This window comes from Marinicella sediminis, assembly GCF_002000055.1.
In the GTDB taxonomy this organism is placed as follows: Bacteria; Pseudomonadota; Gammaproteobacteria; order Xanthomonadales; family Marinicellaceae; genus Marinicella; species Marinicella sediminis.
Window position 1 is genome coordinate 1 of sequence record NZ_MVBD01000012.1, and the last position, 17,210, is coordinate 17,210.

The 17,210-nt window shown below is 47.3% G+C and carries 19 protein-coding genes; 4 read left to right on the forward strand and 15 right to left on the reverse strand.

The features are described from left to right. Positions 1-212: 212 nt before the first annotated feature. Positions 213-737: a hypothetical protein gene (locus B0475_RS14380; protein WP_077412582.1), complete on the reverse strand. Its 525-nt coding sequence runs from the start codon at positions 735-737 to the stop codon at positions 213-215. A gap of 105 nt (positions 738-842) precedes the next feature. Between B0475_RS14380 and B0475_RS14385 the strand changes: the two genes are divergently transcribed. Then, a complete protein-coding gene (locus tag B0475_RS14385) occupies positions 843-3,527 on the forward strand; it encodes a M14 metallopeptidase family protein (protein WP_077412583.1) in 2,685 nt (894 codons plus the stop codon). Between the two features lie 10 nt (positions 3,528-3,537). Here B0475_RS14385 and B0475_RS14390 read toward each other — a convergent pair whose 3' ends face one another. Genes B0475_RS14390 through B0475_RS14420 form a run of 7 tightly spaced genes read right to left on the reverse strand, consistent with a single transcriptional unit; the run spans position 3,538 to position 10,300 of the window. Further along, positions 3,538-4,140: a hypothetical protein gene (locus B0475_RS14390; protein WP_077412584.1), complete on the reverse strand. Its 603-nt coding sequence runs from the start codon at positions 4,138-4,140 to the stop codon at positions 3,538-3,540. 2 nt (positions 4,141-4,142) lie between these two features. After that, on the reverse strand, positions 4,143-5,171 hold the full coding sequence (gene queA / locus B0475_RS14395; RefSeq protein WP_077412585.1) for a tRNA preQ1(34) S-adenosylmethionine ribosyltransferase-isomerase QueA: 1,029 nt from the start codon (positions 5,169-5,171) through the stop codon (positions 4,143-4,145). Further along, a complete protein-coding gene (locus tag B0475_RS14400) occupies positions 5,168-5,599 on the reverse strand; it encodes a copper chaperone PCu(A)C (RefSeq protein ID WP_077412586.1) in 432 nt (143 codons plus the stop codon). The genes queA and B0475_RS14400 overlap by 4 nt, the downstream gene beginning before the upstream one ends. Continuing rightward, positions 5,596-6,927: a phosphoglucosamine mutase gene (gene glmM / locus B0475_RS14405; RefSeq protein ID WP_077412587.1), complete on the reverse strand. Its 1,332-nt coding sequence runs from the start codon at positions 6,925-6,927 to the stop codon at positions 5,596-5,598. The genes B0475_RS14400 and glmM overlap by 4 nt, the downstream gene beginning before the upstream one ends. Next, positions 6,920-7,708, reverse strand: coding sequence for a dihydropteroate synthase (folP, locus tag B0475_RS14410; RefSeq protein ID WP_232781896.1), 789 nt, complete (start codon positions 7,706-7,708; stop codon positions 6,920-6,922). The genes glmM and folP overlap by 8 nt, the downstream gene beginning before the upstream one ends. A 27-nt stretch (positions 7,709-7,735) precedes the next feature. Beyond that, a complete protein-coding gene (ftsH, locus tag B0475_RS14415; RefSeq protein WP_077412589.1) occupies positions 7,736-9,664 on the reverse strand; it encodes an ATP-dependent zinc metalloprotease FtsH in 1,929 nt (642 codons plus the stop codon). Between the two features lie 15 nt (positions 9,665-9,679). Then, a complete protein-coding gene (locus B0475_RS14420) occupies positions 9,680-10,300 on the reverse strand; it encodes an RlmE family RNA methyltransferase (protein WP_449288554.1) in 621 nt (206 codons plus the stop codon). A gap of 60 nt (positions 10,301-10,360) precedes the next feature. Here B0475_RS14420 and B0475_RS14425 point away from each other — a divergent pair, with 60 nt between their 5' ends. Together B0475_RS14425 and B0475_RS14430 are read left to right on the forward strand one after the other, a co-directional pair. Beyond that, positions 10,361-10,687 carry a YhbY family RNA-binding protein gene (locus tag B0475_RS14425; protein WP_077412591.1) on the forward strand — a complete coding sequence of 109 codons (327 nt, stop codon included), beginning with the start codon at positions 10,361-10,363 and terminating at the stop codon, positions 10,685-10,687. Positions 10,688-10,695: 8 nt separating this feature from the next. Further along, positions 10,696-11,070: an Mth938-like domain-containing protein gene (locus B0475_RS14430; RefSeq protein WP_077412592.1), complete on the forward strand. Its 375-nt coding sequence runs from the start codon at positions 10,696-10,698 to the stop codon at positions 11,068-11,070. A gap of 78 nt (positions 11,071-11,148) precedes the next feature. Here B0475_RS14430 and ykgO read toward each other — a convergent pair whose 3' ends face one another. From ykgO to B0475_RS14445, 3 genes are all read right to left on the reverse strand, one after another. Further along, on the reverse strand, positions 11,149-11,274 hold the full coding sequence (gene ykgO, locus B0475_RS14435; protein ID WP_077412593.1) for a type B 50S ribosomal protein L36: 126 nt from the start codon (positions 11,272-11,274) through the stop codon (positions 11,149-11,151). Positions 11,275-11,366: 92 nt separating this feature from the next. Further along, positions 11,367-12,071 carry a 2OG-Fe(II) oxygenase gene (locus tag B0475_RS14440; protein WP_077412594.1) on the reverse strand — a complete coding sequence of 235 codons (705 nt, stop codon included), beginning with the start codon at positions 12,069-12,071 and terminating at the stop codon, positions 11,367-11,369. A 73-nt stretch (positions 12,072-12,144) separates the two neighbouring features. Further along, positions 12,145-13,038, reverse strand: a complete 894-nt coding sequence (locus B0475_RS14445) for a GGDEF domain-containing protein (RefSeq protein WP_077412595.1) — start codon at positions 13,036-13,038, stop codon at positions 12,145-12,147. A gap of 539 nt (positions 13,039-13,577) precedes the next feature. On the opposite strand from B0475_RS14445, the gene gcvA reads away from it, so the two are divergent. After that, entirely contained in the window at positions 13,578-14,525 is a 948-nt protein-coding gene (gene gcvA / locus B0475_RS14450) for a transcriptional regulator GcvA (protein ID WP_198538310.1), read from the forward strand. Here gcvA and cgtA read toward each other — a convergent pair. The 4 genes from cgtA to B0475_RS14470 form a co-directional block, all read right to left on the reverse strand. Further along, on the reverse strand, positions 14,492-15,517 hold the full coding sequence (cgtA, locus tag B0475_RS14455; RefSeq protein WP_077412597.1) for an Obg family GTPase CgtA: 1,026 nt from the start codon (positions 15,515-15,517) through the stop codon (positions 14,492-14,494). The two genes, gcvA and cgtA, sit on opposite strands and share 34 nt — an antisense overlap. 78 nt (positions 15,518-15,595) lie before the next feature. Next, the gene (rpmA, locus tag B0475_RS14460; RefSeq protein ID WP_077412598.1) at positions 15,596-15,856 is read right to left on the reverse strand and encodes a 50S ribosomal protein L27; all 261 of its coding nucleotides are present in this window, start codon (positions 15,854-15,856) and stop codon (positions 15,596-15,598) included. Positions 15,857-15,869: 13 nt separating this feature from the next. After that, positions 15,870-16,178, reverse strand: coding sequence for a 50S ribosomal protein L21 (rplU, locus tag B0475_RS14465; RefSeq protein ID WP_077412599.1), 309 nt, complete (start codon positions 16,176-16,178; stop codon positions 15,870-15,872). A gap of 144 nt (positions 16,179-16,322) precedes the next feature. Next, positions 16,323-17,096 (reverse strand): FHA domain-containing protein, encoded by a 774-nt coding sequence (locus B0475_RS14470; RefSeq protein WP_077412600.1) that lies wholly within the window; start codon positions 17,094-17,096, stop codon positions 16,323-16,325. Between the last annotated feature and the right edge of the window lie 114 nt (positions 17,097-17,210).

The following is a 17,210-nucleotide window of genomic DNA, read 5'->3' on the forward strand; positions in this document are numbered from 1 at the left end:
AGGAGTGAGCGGCGGTTCGCTCAGCGAACCAACCACGCACATGGTCAGAATGCCGATGAGACCTCTTTTGACCCGCCCATAAACCACCTCATCCCCATAAAATGTCGGGAGTGGTTAGCGATCAGCTGGGTGATCCATCCAGCAACTTGAGTGGCAACACTGAGATGAATGCCCTGCACTGCTGTCAAACCACATCATCCAAATGTCAACAATCAGTCCGACAAATCAAGGTAATCCTTGTCATAAACTGAACAATAGATTGTTTTGAAACGGGATTTGCTTTCATGCCGTTGCAAGCTGCTGCCATCAGTTTTGCTCAATTCCCGGTAATGAACCACATCTTCTGCAGCAGACAACGCCCTCAGAGTGCTGAACAAACACAATAAAGCAAAGACCAGCAACAGCCCGTGTATCAGTCTGGTGGAATACGTTTGCCCTCGCGCAATGCGGGTGACCATCACTGGCTTGATGAATTCAATCAAAGCCCATGCACTGAGCAATAAATAGATCAACACCACCGCTTCAAGAACAGACAGTCCTGACTGATACTCCTGAAAAAAATAAGTTGAGAAGGGCAGGCAATGTAGGCTGACAACACCAAAAAATATGACCAGCCTCAACAACAGGGTAAATCCCAGCAACAGGATAAACAAACTCCAGTTAACCCCTTCATCCTCATTATTACGGCGTACATATCGATCCATCATATTTAAAAACATGGGGGCATTTTGCTTCATTCTCAATGACCATAAAACCATTGGCCAACCATCTATCTGTCTTTCAGCACATGCTTCAGACTTTTGATCAGTTATACTGTTTTAATTTTTTAAGGGTGCCCACTGATGATCAACTCATTTTACCGTCTGACCGCATTATTCCTGCTATCAATCACTGGTTCTGCCATTCAGGCCAGGGAAATGGGGTGGCCGGATTTTTCTTATCAAAAAAACATCCCTACCATACATGATGTTCTGGGACATCAGCCAGGCGAACGGGTATCAACCCATGCCCAAATGATGACCTACATGCAGGCACTGGCCAAGGCAGCGCCTGAACAAATGAAAGTCTTCACTTATGCACAAACCTGGGAAGGCCGTCCATTGATCTACGTGGTGATTGGATCTGCTGCACATCTGACGAAACTGCCTGAACTGACCAACCAGATTCAACAGCTATCAGATCCACGGCAGACAGACAACGATGCGGCACGTAAACTGATCGATTCCCTGCCTGCCTCTGTGTGGCTGGGGTATGGCGTTCATGGCAATGAAATCAGCAGCACCGATGCGGCCATGTTAACCGCATACCACCTGCTGGCCTCCGGGCATGAGCCCATGACCCAACAGATTCTGGACAACACCCTGGTATTCATTGACCCTTTGCAAAACCCGGATGGCCGCGATCGCTTTACTTCCCGATATTACAGCACGGTCGGCCTGGAACCCAGCCCGGATCGCTTCAGCGCTGAACACAATGAACCCTGGCCCAGTGGTCGCACCAATCACTATCTGTTTGATATGAACCGGGATTGGCTGGCCATGACTCAGCCGGAAACCCAGGGCCGCATCAAAACACTCAACCAACACCTGCCACAAGTGGTCATAGACGTTCACGAAATGGGCGGTGACAGCTCGTATTACTTCGCGCCGGCAGCTGAACCGTTTAACCCATTGATGACCGCAGATCAAATCAACAACATGAACCTGATAGGCAAAAACCACGCCAAGCATTTTGACGCCATGGGCCATGACTATTTCACCCGCGAAGTATTTGATGCCTTTTACCCCGGATACGGGGACAGTTGGCCCACTTTTTACGGTGCCTCCGCATCTACCTACGAAGTGGCTTCAGCCAGAGGAGAAATTTTCAAAAGGCGTACTGGCGAGCAATACACCTACGCAGAATCAGTGCAACAACACTTTGTGGCTTCTGTCTCCACCATAGAGGCCACTGCACAATTGAGAAAACAACTGCTGTCTGATTTTTACCAATACCAGGTCAGCGCCATCAGGTCCGGTGAAAAAAGCCGGCAACGCTTTCACTTGATTCCAAAACAAACGGATCGCGCCGGAGCTCATAAACTGGCTACCTTACTCAGCACACACGGCATTGAAGTACAACAAACCACCTCAGCCTCGCGGGCTTGTGGCACCCCCCTTCCCGCCGGCAGCTTCGTGATTGATTCAGCTCAACCCAGAGGACGCATGGCTGAGACCATGCTGCGCCAACAGGTTGACATGGACCCGGCGTTCATTGAAAAACAAGAAGACCGTCGCCGCAAAAACCTGCGGGATCAGATATTTGATTTAACCGCCTGGTCGTTGCCCTTGATGTTTAATCTGGATGTTGAACGGTGTGATTCGGTCAAATCCCAGACACTGCAACCATGGGATGGATCAGTGCCACTGACCGGGAGCATCTCAGAGGGCAGCGCGAGTATGGCGTACCTGGTACCCTGGAAGGACATGGCAGCTGGTCGTTTTCTCACCAAAGGACTTCGTCAGGGATTGGTCATCAAATCCACCGATTTACCTTTCACCCACAACAATGGGAAAAATTATCCTGCCGGCACCCTGATTATTGAAGTCAAAAACAACTCAGTCGATGTGGCAGAAACCATCAGGCAACTGGCAGAACAAACCGGCGCCCAGGTTGATGGAGTGAGCACCAGCTGGGTCATTAAAGGTCCTAATTTTGGTTCAATGAATGTGGTGACCATTCCCAAAATCAACATTGCCATGGCCTGGGATGAACCAACCAGTAGTCTGAGTGCTGGAAACACACGCTTTGTGATTGAGCGCCAATTGGGCTATCCGGTCACAGCCATTCGCAGCAAACACCTGAATGTGGCAGATTTGAGTCCCTATGACGTTTTGATTTTACCAGGTGGCAATTACCAGACGATCTTCAGCAAATCTGGCTTGAGCAACATCAATGACTGGATCTCTGATGGTGGCGTGTTACTGACCCTCGGTCAGGCCACCGCATATGCGGCTGCAGAACAAACTGGCTGGCTGTCGGTCAAACCAGAACTGGCATTTCAGGAAACCGAAAAAGGCAAGAAAGCCAAAGGTGACAAAAAAGCAACGGCTCCAGGCCAACTACTCAAAGAGGCCACCGATTTGCACAAAGCCATAGCAGATGATCAGGCCCGCCCTGATGCTGTTGCTGGTGTTCTCACCCGGGTAGCTGTAGATCAGGATCACTGGCTCACTGCTGGGGTCAAACCAGAAGTCATCGCTTTGGTTGCTGGCAGACAGATTTATACCCCAATACAGTTAAATAAAGGTCGTAATGTTGCTTGGTTCAAAGGACCAGATGACTTACTAGCCAGCGGCTATCTGTGGGAAGAAAATCGTCAGCAATTGGCTTACAAGCCATTCTTGATACACCAGCCCAAAGGCAAAGGCATGGTCATCGCGTTCACCCAGGAACCCACCATCAGGGCATTTCTGGATGGCTTACAACTGATGCTGACCAATACCCTGTTCCGCAGCGCAGCGCATTCGGCCAAAGTTCGCAGGTAACATCAAATTGTCAGGATTGTGGTGATGTTGGCTGACAAAAGTCATTAACACGTTCAGGACTCAGGTGTTCGCCGAGCTGATGGCTCAGGCGAACCGTCATGAACAGCAGTATCAGCCAACACAATGGCAGTACGATCAACACCAATCTGGCCCGCGCCCTGGCTTTGTGGCCGCGAATGACAGCAGTGGGTTTGAATACTTTTTGCCCTGGTAAAGGATGTTGTTTGACGCGCATCACCCTTTTCCAGTGCAATGCCACCGGAATACTTGCCACGGTCATGATCAACAGCGGAGTGCTGATCAGAAGCTCCAATACCCACAGCATAGCCGACCGACCAAACCAATCCTGACAAGCCCATCCCGATGGCTCATTCAATGCCGGCAGTACCTGGTAATTAAGCAGCGCGAATAACGGTGCCAGCCACAAAACATGCAAACCCAGCTTGATCAGTTTTTCTTTGCGGCTGTATTCAGCAGCGTATTCAATACCCGGACGATGGGCTGCGGTGAACCAATTGAACTTCTGCTCATCCGAAGACCTGACAAACAACACCACCGCAATGGCCAGCAATGACAACAGCACCACACACAACAAGATGGTGCCAAGATCCATGATCAGATGATCAGCATGGCATCGCCATAACTGAAGAAACGGTATTGTTCATCAATGGCATGCTGATAAGCCGCCAGGATGTGTTCACGCCCGGCCAGTGCTGAAACCAGCATCACCAGGGTGGATTCGGGTAAATGAAAATTGGTGATCAAGCCATCAAGAACTTTGAATTGGTATCCAGGATAGATAAAAATCTGCGTGTCACCAACAAATGGGGCTGTCCGACCGTCTTCACCGCTGGCGGTTTCCAGACAACGCACAGCTGTTGTTCCCACGGCAATCACCCGGTGTCCTGCAGTTTTGGTTTGGTTCACCAGTTCGCTGACCGCTTGATTCACACTCAACCACTCCTTATGCATCTGATGGGCTTCAATGTCGTCGGTCTTCACTGGTTGAAATGTACCAGCTCCAACATGCAGGGTTACAAAGGCAGTGTTGACGCCTTTGTCTTTGATGGCTTGCAGCAATGCTTCATCAAAATGCAATCCAGCTGTAGGTGCAGCCACTGCTCCTGCCTGCTGATCATCTGCATAAACCGTTTGATATCGCTCATCATCGGCTTCATTGGCATCACGGGTGATGTATGGTGGTAATGGCATGTGTCCATGGGCCTGCATCAGTTCACTCAGAGTCTGTTCAGTACAGGTTTCTACCAGGTAAAACATGCCTTGTTTACCGCTGACCATCAATTGAGGCTGACAGCCCAGTTCGATCAGGGTACCCAGTTTTACCGGCTTGTTAGACTTCAACAGGGCTTTGGCCTGATGAGGATTGAGCACCCGTTCAATGAACACTTCAATTTTACCACCGGTGGGCTTCTTCGCCAGCATTCTGGCAGGGATGACTTTGGTGTTGTTGAACACCAGCAAATCACCGGCCTCCAATTCTTCAAGAACATCAGTAAAATTCAAATCGCTGGTGTTCCCGGAGTTTTTATCCAGTTTCAATAAACGACTTTCACTTCGATTGGGCAATGGCTGTTGAGCAACCAATGCTTCTGGAAGCTCAAAGTCAAAATCGGATTTTTTCATTTTTTCAGTACAGGAAAATCGAGGTGCTGAACATGCTCATTGCCATCTTTATCGGCATAAATCAGGCAAATACGCGCTTCATCACCTACTTTGAAAGAGCGTTCCGGCATCATCAGCATGATGTGTAAACCACCCGGCTGCATACTGATTTCGCCATCAGCAGGTAACGCCAATGCCGGTTGTTCTCGCATTCTCAACACACCATCTACCTCTATGGTTTTGTGAATTTCAACCATCCCAAAATCCGGTGCAAAGGCACCTGTCAGTGTGAGGGTTTCAGTACTGGTGTTGGTGACTTTCGCGTATGCTGCCAACATCCTGGCATTCGGCGGAGCCTCTCTGAGCCAGTGATCTGTTACTTGCGGAAATTCAAAGGCAAAAGCTGGTGTACAGCCGAGCAATGCCCAGATCATCATCCATTGTTTCATGTGTTTTCTACCATTTTTACCAATTGTTCGGCTTCTTTTTGTGCCACATCAATGTCCCGCGCCTCGACCATCACCCGAAGTTTAGGCTCGGTTCCAGAGGGACGGATCAACACCCGGCCATCATCACCGAGGGATGCATCAATCTGCAGTGCTGCCTTGATCAATGCCGGGTCCTGAGCCAGTTGTTTGGGCTGGTCGTGAGGCACATTGATCATCACCTGTGGGTACATATCCATTTCTGCGGCCAGGTCTTTAAGCGACTTGCCTGATTCCATCATTACTTCAAGCACCATCAGGGCACTGACAATGCCATCGCCGGTATCTGCCAGGCTGAGGTTGAGGATGTGACCAGATGATTCACCCCCCAATATCCAATTGTTTTTCACCAACTCCTGATGCACATAACGATCACCCACATCAGCACGGATGAACGGGATTCCCAATTGCTTGAGACCAGCCTCCATCCCCTGATTTGACATCAGGGTACCCACCACGCCACCATTCAATTTATTTTGTCCATGCAGGTGCCTGGCAACCATAAAAATCAATTGATCACCGTTCACTTCGTTGCCGGTGTGATCCACCATCACCACCCGGTCACCATCACCATCCAGGGCGATCCCCAGGTCAGCTTTGGTTTCTACCACCATTTCGCTGAGCACCGACACTTCAGTTGAACCACAATCTTTGTTGATGTTAAACCCATCGGGTTTATTGCCAATCACCGTGATGTCTGCACCCAGCTCCTGAAACACCTGAGGTGCAATGTGATAACTCGCACCATTGGCGCAATCCAGGACTATTTTCTTACCGGCCAGCAGCAAACGATTGGCAGCCCGTTTGCAGAATTCAATGTAGCGGCCCGCCACATCCTCTAAGCGCCTGGCCTTACCCAGCTGTGCTGACTCAACCATCTCCATCGGTTGATCCAGCAATGCTTCAATCGCCAGTTCTTGCTCATCGCTGAGCTTTTGCCCGGTGTGGTTAAAAAATTTGATCCCATTGTCATAATAAGGGTTGTGTGATGCACTGATGACAATACCGGCACTGGCATGCAGGGTTTTGGTCAACCAGGAGACAGCCGGGGTTGGCATGGGGCCGAACAGTATGATATTCACTCCGGCAGATGACAGTCCTGCTTCAAGCGCAGATTCCAGCATGTAACCTGACACCCGGGTGTCTTTGCCAATGACAATGGTCTTATTGGGCATGGCATCACCAAGCACTTTACCGGCGGCATAACCCAGACGCAAAGCAAATTCAGCAGTCATTAATGCGCCACCAACTTTGCCGCGGATGCCATCAGTTCCAAAATAATGTTTACTCATTGGTTTTTCCTATCAAAGCCTGTGAGGTTTTCAGGGTGTCTCTGGTGGCCGCCACATCATGTACCCTGAAATAATCAGCTCCCTGAAGATATGTGAATTGTGCCACAGCCAGTGAGCCGGCCAGCCGGTCTTTCACTGCTCGCCCCAGCAGCTCACCAAACATGGACTTTCTTGATACCCCAATGAGTATCGGAAAGCCCATTTGCTTGAACGTGGCGGTGTTGCTCAACAGCTGTAAATTGTGCTCAAGTGATTTACCAAAACCAATGCCCGGATCCAGAATGATGCGGTCAGCATCCATACCATAAGCCAAACAGGCTTCCACCCGCTGAGCAAAGAAATCCAGCACTTCCTGCACCACATCTTCATATTCAGGATTATCCTGCATGGTTTGCGGGGTACCTTTTTTATGCATCAAACAGACTTTAACATCGTGTTTGACTGCCACTTCAACCGAACCTTCAGCTTGCAGGGCATTGACATCATTGATCATGGTTGCACCAGCCAGAATTGCGGCCTCCATAACTTCTGGTTTGCTGCTGTCAATGGAAATTTTTTGTTTGGGGTATTTGGCTCTGATGGCCCTGATCACCGGCACCACACGGCTGATTTCTTCATCTGTGCTGACCGCGGCAGCGCCTGGTCTGGTGGACTCACCACCAACATCAATCCAATCAACATTTTCTGCCACCATGACATCTGCCTGGCTGATGGCATCATCGGTACTGATGAACTGTCCACCATCCGAAAATGAATCGGGGGTCACATTAAGTACCCCCATAATCAGATAGTCCTTTCTCATTGGCTGTTAACTTTCTGTGGCTTCACCACCAATCACTGACTCACCTGAGTCATCGGATTTGTTTGATGGACTGGCAGGTTTGTCATTGTCTTCATCCACCCAGTCTTCTGGCGGTGTGATTTCTTTGCCTTCCATGATTTCTTTCACCTGATCGGCATTGATGGTTTCATACTTCATCAGTGCTTCCGACATGATGTGTAATTTATCCATGTTGTCATTCAGGATTTGATATGCCTTCTGGTAATTGTCATCGATGATTTTCTTGATCGCTTCATCAATCAGTTTGGCGGTGGCGTCAGAGACGTTTTTGTGTTGTGTCACCTGACGACCCAGGAAGACTTCTCCTTCATCTTCAGAGTACAACAAGGGGCCCAGTCCTTCTCCAAATCCCCATTTGGTTACCATGTTCCTGGCGATGTCTGTGGCATGTTGAATGTCACTTGATGCGCCGGTTGAAATGGCATCTTTACCACCCAACAGCTCTTCAGCAATGCGACCACCATAGGCCATGGCAATCTGTGATTCCAGTTTGCGTTTACTGATTGAAACTTCATCTTTTTCAGGTAATGACATGGTCACACCCAGGGCACGCCCGCGGGGAATGATGGTCACTTTATAAATCGGGTTGTGTTCTGGCGACAGGTAGCCCACGATGGCATGACCCGCTTCATGGTAAGCGGTGACTTTTTTATCATGCTCATCCATGACCATTGATTTACGTTCAGCGCCCATCATGATCTTGTCGCGGGCTTTGTCAAAATGAATCATTTTAACTTCTGTGGCGTTTTCACGAGCCGCAAACAAGGCCGCTTCATTGACCACATTGGCCAAATCTGCACCAGAGAATCCAGGTGTACCACGGGCGATCACCCGGGGCTTGACATCGTCAGCCAGCGGGACCTTCTTCATGTGAACTTTTAAAATCGCTTCACGGCCAAGGATATCAGGCAAAGGCACCACCACCTGACGGTCGAACCGGCCTGGCCGTAACAAGGCTGAATCCAATACATCCGGACGGTTGGTTGCGGCAATCACAATCACCCCTTCGTTGCCTTCAAAACCATCCATCTCAACCAACAGTTGATTAAGGGTTTGTTCCCGCTCATCATGGCCACCACCCATGCCAGCGCCTCGCTGACGACCTACCGCATCAATTTCATCAATGAAAATGATGCATGGGGCGTTTTTCTTGGCTTGCTCAAACATGTCTCGAACCCTGGAAGCTCCAACACCAACAAACATTTCCACGAAATCAGATCCGGAGATGGTGAAAAATGGCACTTTGGCTTCGCCGGCAATGGCTTTGGCCAGCAAGGTTTTACCGGTACCCGGAGAGCCCACCATCAAAATACCGCGTGGAATGTGACCGCCCAGTTTCTGGAACTTGCTTGGATCCCTGAGAAAATCAACCACCTCACCCACTTCTTCTTTGGCTTCTTCGGCACCAGCCATATCATCAAAAGTGACTTTGTTTTGATCTTCTGTGAGCAATTTGGCTTTCGAACGTCCAAAGCTCATGGCACCACCTTTACCGCCACCACCTTGCATTTGACGCATGATAAGGAAGAACAGACCAATGAACAGCAGGATTGGGAAAACGGTTTCAAATATGCGCCAACCCCAACCATCAGTTTGTGGTTCTTTGACCGCATACTTGACGTTATTCAGCAACAGGTCATCCTCCAAATGAGGATCATTGCCAGCCTGGACAGTGAGTTTTTCACCGCCTTTGGTCATGGCGGTGATTTTGCGGTGTACAGAAGTCTCAGGATCAATAATGACTTCTTCAATCTGACCGCTTTGTACCATGTTAATGAATTCTGAATAGACGATTTGTCCACTTTGCTGCGGTGGCTGTACCATGCTGCCGAAGACACTCATCAGCACCATCAGTACCACAATCCACAATAAGATGTTCTTTGCTATGTTGTTCAAAATAAGCCTCTGTTGTTATTTGAATCCAGTGGCCACCGCAAAAACTTCTCTCGATCGTGGGCGCGATGACTTGGGCTTGTAGATCACTACTTTTTTAAATAATTGACGAATGTTTTGCACGTGTTGATCAAAACCTTCACCCTGAAAAAGTTTGACAACATGAGACCCACCTGGTTTCAATGATTGTTGACAAAACTCCAGAGCCATTTCAGCCAGCAACATACAGCGCGGCTGATCCATGGCACTCATGCCACTTAAATTGGGGGCCATATCAGATAAAACAAGGTCTATTTTACGATCGTTCAACAATTCCAGCAGCTGTTCGTAAACCTCGTCACTGGTGAAATCCCCCTGGATAAAATGCACCCCTTCAATGGGTTCTATTGGCAACAGATCCAAACCCACGATGAAACGGGTTTCAGGTGACATTTTTTGCACCACCTGACACCAGCCACCCGGCGCAGCACCAAGATCCACCACCGCCTCCAAATCGGCAAACAAAGCAAATTTTTCAGCAATCTCTGCCAATTTGTATGCTGACCTGGCCCGATAGCCTGCGTCTTGTGATTTCTTGACAAATTCATCGTCAAAATGCTCTTTGAGCCATTGGTTTGAACTCTTACTTCTGCCCATAATGGTGTCGTGTTGAAAGGTTTACTGATAAAATACCACTTTAAATCAAAAGTGTAACATTGAATGTCTGACAAAGCTGTAAAAAAAGCAAGCAAGGGTCCGTTGAGTAAAAACGCCCTCAAATTCCTGCGTGGCGTGGCCCACGACACCAAACCAGTGGTCACCATAGCTGACAAAGGCATCACTGAGAACATCCTTAACGAACTGGATATCTGTCTGAATCAACATGAATTGGTGAAGATCAAAATGCGTACCGATCGGGATACCCGGAAAACCTATACCGAACAACTCCTTAAAACAACCAAGGCACATCTGGTTCAGTCCATCGGTCAGACCCTGACTGTGTTCCGCGCCAACCCAAAAAAACCTGTGTTTGAACTACCTAAATAACAACCCACATGGATTTATCAGAAAACCGCACCAACCACCCCAACCTGATCGTGGCTGCCGATGCCGGCAGCTGCACCATAGGACAGGTGATCCACCGCCAATCGATCATCATACCGTCACACAACCCAGTGACGCAGGCCACCGTTCACACCGTATCTGAACTGCAACATGATACATTTTTGAATTTATGTGACCACGACCCTGAACTGATCATTCTGGCCACCGGCGAATCAATAGTTTTCCCTGAACCCGATATCCTTGAACCACTGGTCAAAAACCACATTGGCCTGGAAGTGCTTGACAACCAGGCAGCGGCCAGGACATTCAATGTCATATTGGCGGAGTCACGCAGAGTGGTTTGTCTGATGTTGATTGAGCCTTGATTCCTTTCACACGCCCAAATGACAGACAAAAAAATACCCTCAATTGAGGGTATTTTTAATATTCAGTCTACAAGCGGTTTATCTTTGACGTGCTTTCAATTTTGGATTTGATTTACAAATCACAAATACTTTACCACGGCGGCGAACCACTTTGCAGTCTCTCGAACGAGTCTTGGCTGATTTCAAAGATGATAAAACTTTCATAATTTACCGCTGGTTTAAAAAGATTGGAAATTATACCCATCTGCCAGCAAACTGCAAATCATTTTTTGCTTAATCTCGGTTGATCAGCCTGCTTAACCCGGGTTTTGCCCATACAGCTGTTCTGCACGGTTAAACAACAACCACGAGGTAAAGATGTACTTGTCATTGGATACCGGCATGTTTCCCCGGTGGGTGTGGGTAAAGCCAGCTGGCGCAATGACCATGGAGCCTTGTTTTGGCTTGGTTTTCAGGTTTTGAAAATAAAACTCTGTCTCGCCCCCTTCCTCAACATCATTCAGATAGAACATCCACAACAAGGTTCGGTGCAGAGCGTCATTGGCAGGGTCCCTGGGATGTGGATATACTTCAGAATGATAATAAAAATAACCACCTTCATTTTTTCGGTACTTCTGAATATTCACCGATCCCAGGCGATACACAGCCTGTATCAAAGAAGCAATGGAATCATTATTTAAGCCTGGAATGTCCACATAAGATAATTGCTCAGGACCATCTGGTGTCTGCACCTGCAGCGAAATGGCACCAGCCAATAAAAAAGGATATTTCCTGATATAGGCGATGAGCCCATTGAGCACCGCCTTTTGCAAAGTCTCCATCTCATTTTGCCAATCCTGTTCACCACTGATGGTGATGTCAGTACTGTTCTTTTTAATGGGGTCAACGCCATGGCCGGTTACCCCAGGCCTTTGAGATTTGCTTTGTTCAAATTTCTGTATACAGTGTTGACAGAATTCAGGGCTCAAAACCCCGTCTGCCACCTCAATAAAGTGCGTCAATTCATGCTCCCGCTTCAGATAAAGCCAATCATTCTAAAGCTTTGTCAGCAGAATTGAAACATTCCTGAAAGGCTTAACCAACCGCCTGGATTGGTTCCGGTAAAGCAAAAACCTGATTTTTACCGTTGCTTTTAGCCCGGTACAATGACCGATCAGCTCTTTTGACCGCATTCATCAAATCTTCACCGGGCAGCAATTGTGCGACTCCAAGACTCACGGTCAATGGGGATCCGTCATGACTCCTGGGCAAGTTAATTGACAATACCTGCTTGCGAATGCGTTCTGCAAATGCTTTGGCGCCAACCATGTCACTGCCCAATAACCCCACAGCAAATTCTTCCCCACCCCAACGACCGATGATCTGACTGGCGTTGGTTAATTCTTTGAATTTTTGTCCAAGCGAGTGCAGCAACTCATCACCAGCCAGATGTCCCATGGTGTCATTGTATTCCTTGAAATCATCCAGATCGGCAATCACAAAAGACAAACTCAGGTGTTCTTTTCGGGCTTTTTCTTCCAACTCAGCAAAAATTTTTATCAGTCCTCTGCGGTTATACAGGCCGGTTAAATCGTCGGTAATCACCAACTCTTCCAACCTGGAATTCATTGAGCTGAATTCCACAATCCAGTTTTTCACCCCTATGATGATCAGGGTAAAAGCCACCATCTGGGTCAATTTCTCTCCGAGTGCTGTATACAATTCACCATGAAAATGGAGTTGGTCCAGACCATCAATCAACATCGCGACGAAAGCCAGAAAGAATCCAACATTGATGTAATGATAGAATCTTCTGCCCTTTAAATCATCAATGGACAGAAACAGGATGGCCGCCATGGCGGCAAAAAAGAATTCGGCAATGATGTTAAAAACCCGGACGTTTTCAAAACGCTCCAGAAACAGGAAGTCATATCCGGCAAACACCAGCACAACTGCAATCAATAACATCAATTTTTTCAGATTAATCATAATCAGCAACCGGAGGCCCTCAGATTCTCATGAGATCAACCGGTCAGTTCCACACACTCAATTAACTGCCTGAATGATTATATGCTGATTTGAGGGACATCACAACGCAAAAAAAACCAGGGTAACATTAACCCTGTTGTCCTGAAGCCAGTTACTGAAGAAATTCGGGATAAAAAAAAGGCGTCAAAAACTGACGCCTTAAGTATAACGCTGAGGAAGAGGGAGGAAAACCTCAGCTGTTTTTGTATGTGAAGATCACATACTTGAAATCTTGCGATTTCAGGGGAACAATGAAAAATTCCTAATTACCATTTTACTTAAGAAAGATGAATATTATGTGAATAACATGCTTCTTATAACCCCTTAGATAAGGGACAAAACAAAAAGTTCAAATTATTCAGATTTATTCAAAATTAAGTAAAACAAGTGTTTGAATCAATCAATGGCTGCCTATTTTACTGAGCAAAGAAGATTTGACAAGCTAATTGTTTTTGTCGTTCGGATAAATTAAACTTATGCGAAATACCTCAGGACAACAAATGGCCACCAAATACCGTAACATCCCACCACTCCGGGCAATCAAAGCATTTGAGGCTTCAGCCAGGCTATTGAGCTTCACCAAAGCGGCTGCAGAACTTCATGTAACCCAGGCCGCCATCAGCCATCAAATCAAAAACCTGGAGTCCATCACTGGGGTACAATTATTTGAACGCTTTAACCGGTCATTGAAGCTCACTTTTGAAGGCCGGCTGTATTTGATCTCCATCCGCAACGCCCTGGAAAGCATTGAAAAAGCCACCCGACAGCTGAAAAACAGAGACACGTCCGGCACCCTGAACATTTCAGTACTGCCTTCTTTTGCCACCAAATGGCTGTCCAAACGAATATGGCGCTTCCAACAACAGTACAAAGAATTAGACGTCAGGATTTCTGCTTTTGAATGGCTGACCGATTTCAAAAAAGATGATTGTGACATCGCCATTCGGTATGCATCCGACCCCAGTTACCCTGGTCTGACGGCCGAGTTATTACTGGAAGAAGAGGTTTTTCCAGTGTGTTCAAAACAATTGTATGAAGCCTATGAAGGCCAGTTGACACCAGACAAACTGATCCATGCCAACCTCTGCCATGAAGATTTTACCACCGAAGACTGGCACGATTGGTTTGATGCCGCGGGCATTCAGGCCAAGCCTCAACTTCGGGGAACCCGCTTCAGTCACATGGTAACCATGTTGGAATCAGTGGAAAACAATCAAGGTTTTGCGCTGGGCAGAACCCCTCTGGTTCAGGACGACATCAACCGGGGTTTATTGGTGGCCCCATTTGACATCTCCATCAAAGGTAAAATGTCATATTACCTGGTTTATCCCAGCGAGACTGAAGGTGATCAGAAATTACAAATCATCAGACAATGGCTATTTGCCGAAGCCGAACAATTCAAAAATAACAGTCCTCAATGCCAATCCTCAGGCTCAGAGCTGAGGTAATTAGCAATGTCTTTGATGAGTGCCTGCAAGCCGCTTTTGTTGATTGAAGATATCAGGTAGACCGGTCCGTCCCAGCCCATTTCAGCCGCATAATCTTTAGCCAGGGCACGTGCTTCATCGGGGGTCGTCACATCCGCCTTGGTAAACACCAGCCAACGCGTTTTTTCCTGCAGCTGATCACTGAATTTTACCAGTTCTTCTGACAATTGATGAAATTGCTCAACCGGACTGCTCATGCCTTCATAAGCTGGCAGCTCGATCATGTGCAATAACAAACCTGTGCGTTGCAGATGTTTCAGAAACTGAATACCCAAACCAGCACCTTCGGCAGCTCCTTCGATGATGCCAGGAATGTCAGCCACCACAAAACTGGTCTCCGCATCAATCGGCACCACACCCAACGCCGGATACAACGTGGTGAATGGATAATCTGCTATCTTAGGACGGGCTTTAGAAATGGCATTGACAAATGTTGATTTGCCGGCATTAGGAAAACCCAGCAAGCCGACATCTGCCAACACTTTCAATTCCAGTTTAATTTCTCTGAGCTGGCCTTGCTCACCCTGAGTAAACTGTCTTGGCGCGCGGTTGACCGAACTTTTAAAATGCATGTTGCCCAAACCGCCCTTTCCACCTTCTGCGATCACCAATTGTTGTCCATGTGTGGTGATGTCTCCCAATTTAAGATCAGTTTCCAGATCGTATACTTCAGTGCCTGTGGGCACTTTAATGATCAGGTCATCACCACCTTTGCCGTACATTTGCCGGCCTTTACCGGATTCGCCGTTCTGAGCATCAAAACGACGCTTGTGCCTGAAATCAACCAACGTATTGAGGCCTTGATCACCTTGCAGGATAACGTGACCGCCAAAACCACCATCACCACCATCCGGCCCACCATAGGCAACATACTTTTCCCGGCGAAAACTGGCCGAACCACTGCCACCGTTACCTGCCTTTACTGTGATCTTGACTTCATCTACAAATTTCATGATTCAAATGATAATGGATGTGTATAAAAAAAGCCCACTATAAAAGTGAGCTTTTAGGAATACTTAGCTGGTAACAGCTTAGCTTTGTGCTTCGATGGTTACGTACTGACGGTATTTCTTGCCTTTCTTGACAAATTTAACCACACCATCTTTGAGGGCGAACAATGTGTGATCTTTACCCATGCCAACATTGTCACCGGCATGAAATTTGGTGCCACGCTGACGAACCAGGATGTTGCCTGCAATGGCAGCCTGGCCACCGTACATTTTGACACCCAAATACTTAGGATTCGAATCGCGACCGTTGTTAGTACTACCTGCTGCTTTCTTATGTGCCATGACGTTTTACCTCTTATCCAATTTTAGTGATTTTCAACTCAGTGAAATTCTGACGGTGACCCATTTGTTTCATGTGGTGCTTACGTCGTTTAAATTTGATGATTCTGACTTTCTTGTGGCGGCCATTGGACAACACTTCTGCAGAAACGGTTTTACCTTCCAGCACTGGTTTGCCGATTTCAATGTTTTCTCCGTCAGAAAGCATCAAAACCTGATCCAATTCAATTTTATCACCGGCTTCTACTTTGAGCGACTCAACTTTGATCACGTCGCCTTCTTTGATTCTGTACTGCTTGCCACCTGTAGCTACAACTGCGTGCATGAAACTACTCCAATTCGGTTGTTCTTAAAAAGAGCGGGGATTTTACTGAAATAATAGCGACCGGTCAACCTTAATTTACAGAGTTTTCAACGACCGCATGACCAGTCGTTCAGCCTGGCGGATTATTTGTTCTTGAAATCCTGGTCAGGCATTACTTCCTGAGCTGCTCAGGATCACTATCAACAAGATGATCAGACCCACCAAAATGGTCAGCCACCACAGGTTATTACGCAGAAAACCTTGCCGGCCATTGTCACCATCACCCGACTCGTCTTTACTTTGAGTCATTGACTCACTGAGCAGTACGTTGCGGGGATGTGAAGGGCTGAATTTTGAAAAACCTGATGTCCCAGGCAATTCGATCCGGTATTTGTAATCTCCATTGGCAATGATGTCACCATTGGACAGTTTAGCCTGAGCGATGGGCATTCCGTTGAGCCTGGCTGTGTGTTTGTTATCCACAAAGTGTAATTCATGCTTCTGCCTGAAAACATGCCAGCCATCCTGGTGGTGGAAATCATCGATAATGAATTGGCCCATACTGCCAGCTGTGAAACTGCGTATGCCATATACTGATGACACATTTTTGTTTTCCTGGACGGTGACATTGGTGTGGTTCAAGGCAGAATCCCTGGGTATGTACTGATCATCCAACAAGCGGAAATTCAACTCATCCACACTGATCAGATCACCCGTGTCAAGCAGGCATCGTTCTTTGACTTCAAAACCATTGACCCGGACCGATTGGTCAAATACTTCCAGCACACAACCATAACTTTTCTCCGTGATAGAAAAATGCCGCCCCCAAATTTTGGGGTGATTGATTTGTACATCACAATCAAAATCATTCCCTACCAACAACACGTGGTTGTCTGGAAACTGGAAAGATTTTTTTGTGTTTTCAATGACTAAATACATTTAATTAGGCCGGAATGTCAAAAGATTTTAGCCTTTATGAGCTGCCGAATTCAACGGTAAGTCACAATTTAATGAAGCATATCACAGTTTTTATTCTGCAATTGTTGAATCATG

Coding starts and splice junctions, on each gene's coding strand:
- B0475_RS14380 (WP_077412582.1), bottom strand. CDS start 737: ATGAAGCAAAATGCCCCCATGTTTTTAAATATGATGGATCGATATGTA.
- B0475_RS14385 (WP_077412583.1), top strand. CDS start 843: ATGATCAACTCATTTTACCGTCTGACCGCATTATTCCTGCTATCAATC.
- B0475_RS14390 (WP_077412584.1), bottom strand. CDS start 4,140: ATGGATCTTGGCACCATCTTGTTGTGTGTGGTGCTGTTGTCATTGCTG.
- queA (WP_077412585.1), bottom strand. CDS start 5,171: ATGAAAAAATCCGATTTTGACTTTGAGCTTCCAGAAGCATTGGTTGCT.
- B0475_RS14400 (WP_077412586.1), bottom strand. CDS start 5,599: ATGAAACAATGGATGATGATCTGGGCATTGCTCGGCTGTACACCAGCT.
- glmM (WP_077412587.1), bottom strand. CDS start 6,927: ATGAGTAAACATTATTTTGGAACTGATGGCATCCGCGGCAAAGTTGGT.
- folP (WP_232781896.1), bottom strand. CDS start 7,708: ATGGGGGTACTTAATGTGACCCCCGATTCATTTTCGGATGGTGGACAG.
- B0475_RS14425 (WP_077412591.1), top strand. CDS start 10,361: ATGTCTGACAAAGCTGTAAAAAAAGCAAGCAAGGGTCCGTTGAGTAAA.
- B0475_RS14430 (WP_077412592.1), top strand. CDS start 10,696: ATGGATTTATCAGAAAACCGCACCAACCACCCCAACCTGATCGTGGCT.
- ykgO (WP_077412593.1), bottom strand. CDS start 11,274: ATGAAAGTTTTATCATCTTTGAAATCAGCCAAGACTCGTTCGAGAGAC.
- B0475_RS14445 (WP_077412595.1), bottom strand. CDS start 13,038: ATGATTAATCTGAAAAAATTGATGTTATTGATTGCAGTTGTGCTGGTG.
- gcvA (WP_198538310.1), top strand. CDS start 13,578: ATGGCCACCAAATACCGTAACATCCCACCACTCCGGGCAATCAAAGCA.
- cgtA (WP_077412597.1), bottom strand. CDS start 15,517: ATGAAATTTGTAGATGAAGTCAAGATCACAGTAAAGGCAGGTAACGGT.
- rpmA (WP_077412598.1), bottom strand. CDS start 15,856: ATGGCACATAAGAAAGCAGCAGGTAGTACTAACAACGGTCGCGATTCG.
- rplU (WP_077412599.1), bottom strand. CDS start 16,178: ATGCACGCAGTTGTAGCTACAGGTGGCAAGCAGTACAGAATCAAAGAA.
- B0475_RS14470 (WP_077412600.1), bottom strand. CDS start 17,096: ATGTATTTAGTCATTGAAAACACAAAAAAATCTTTCCAGTTTCCAGAC.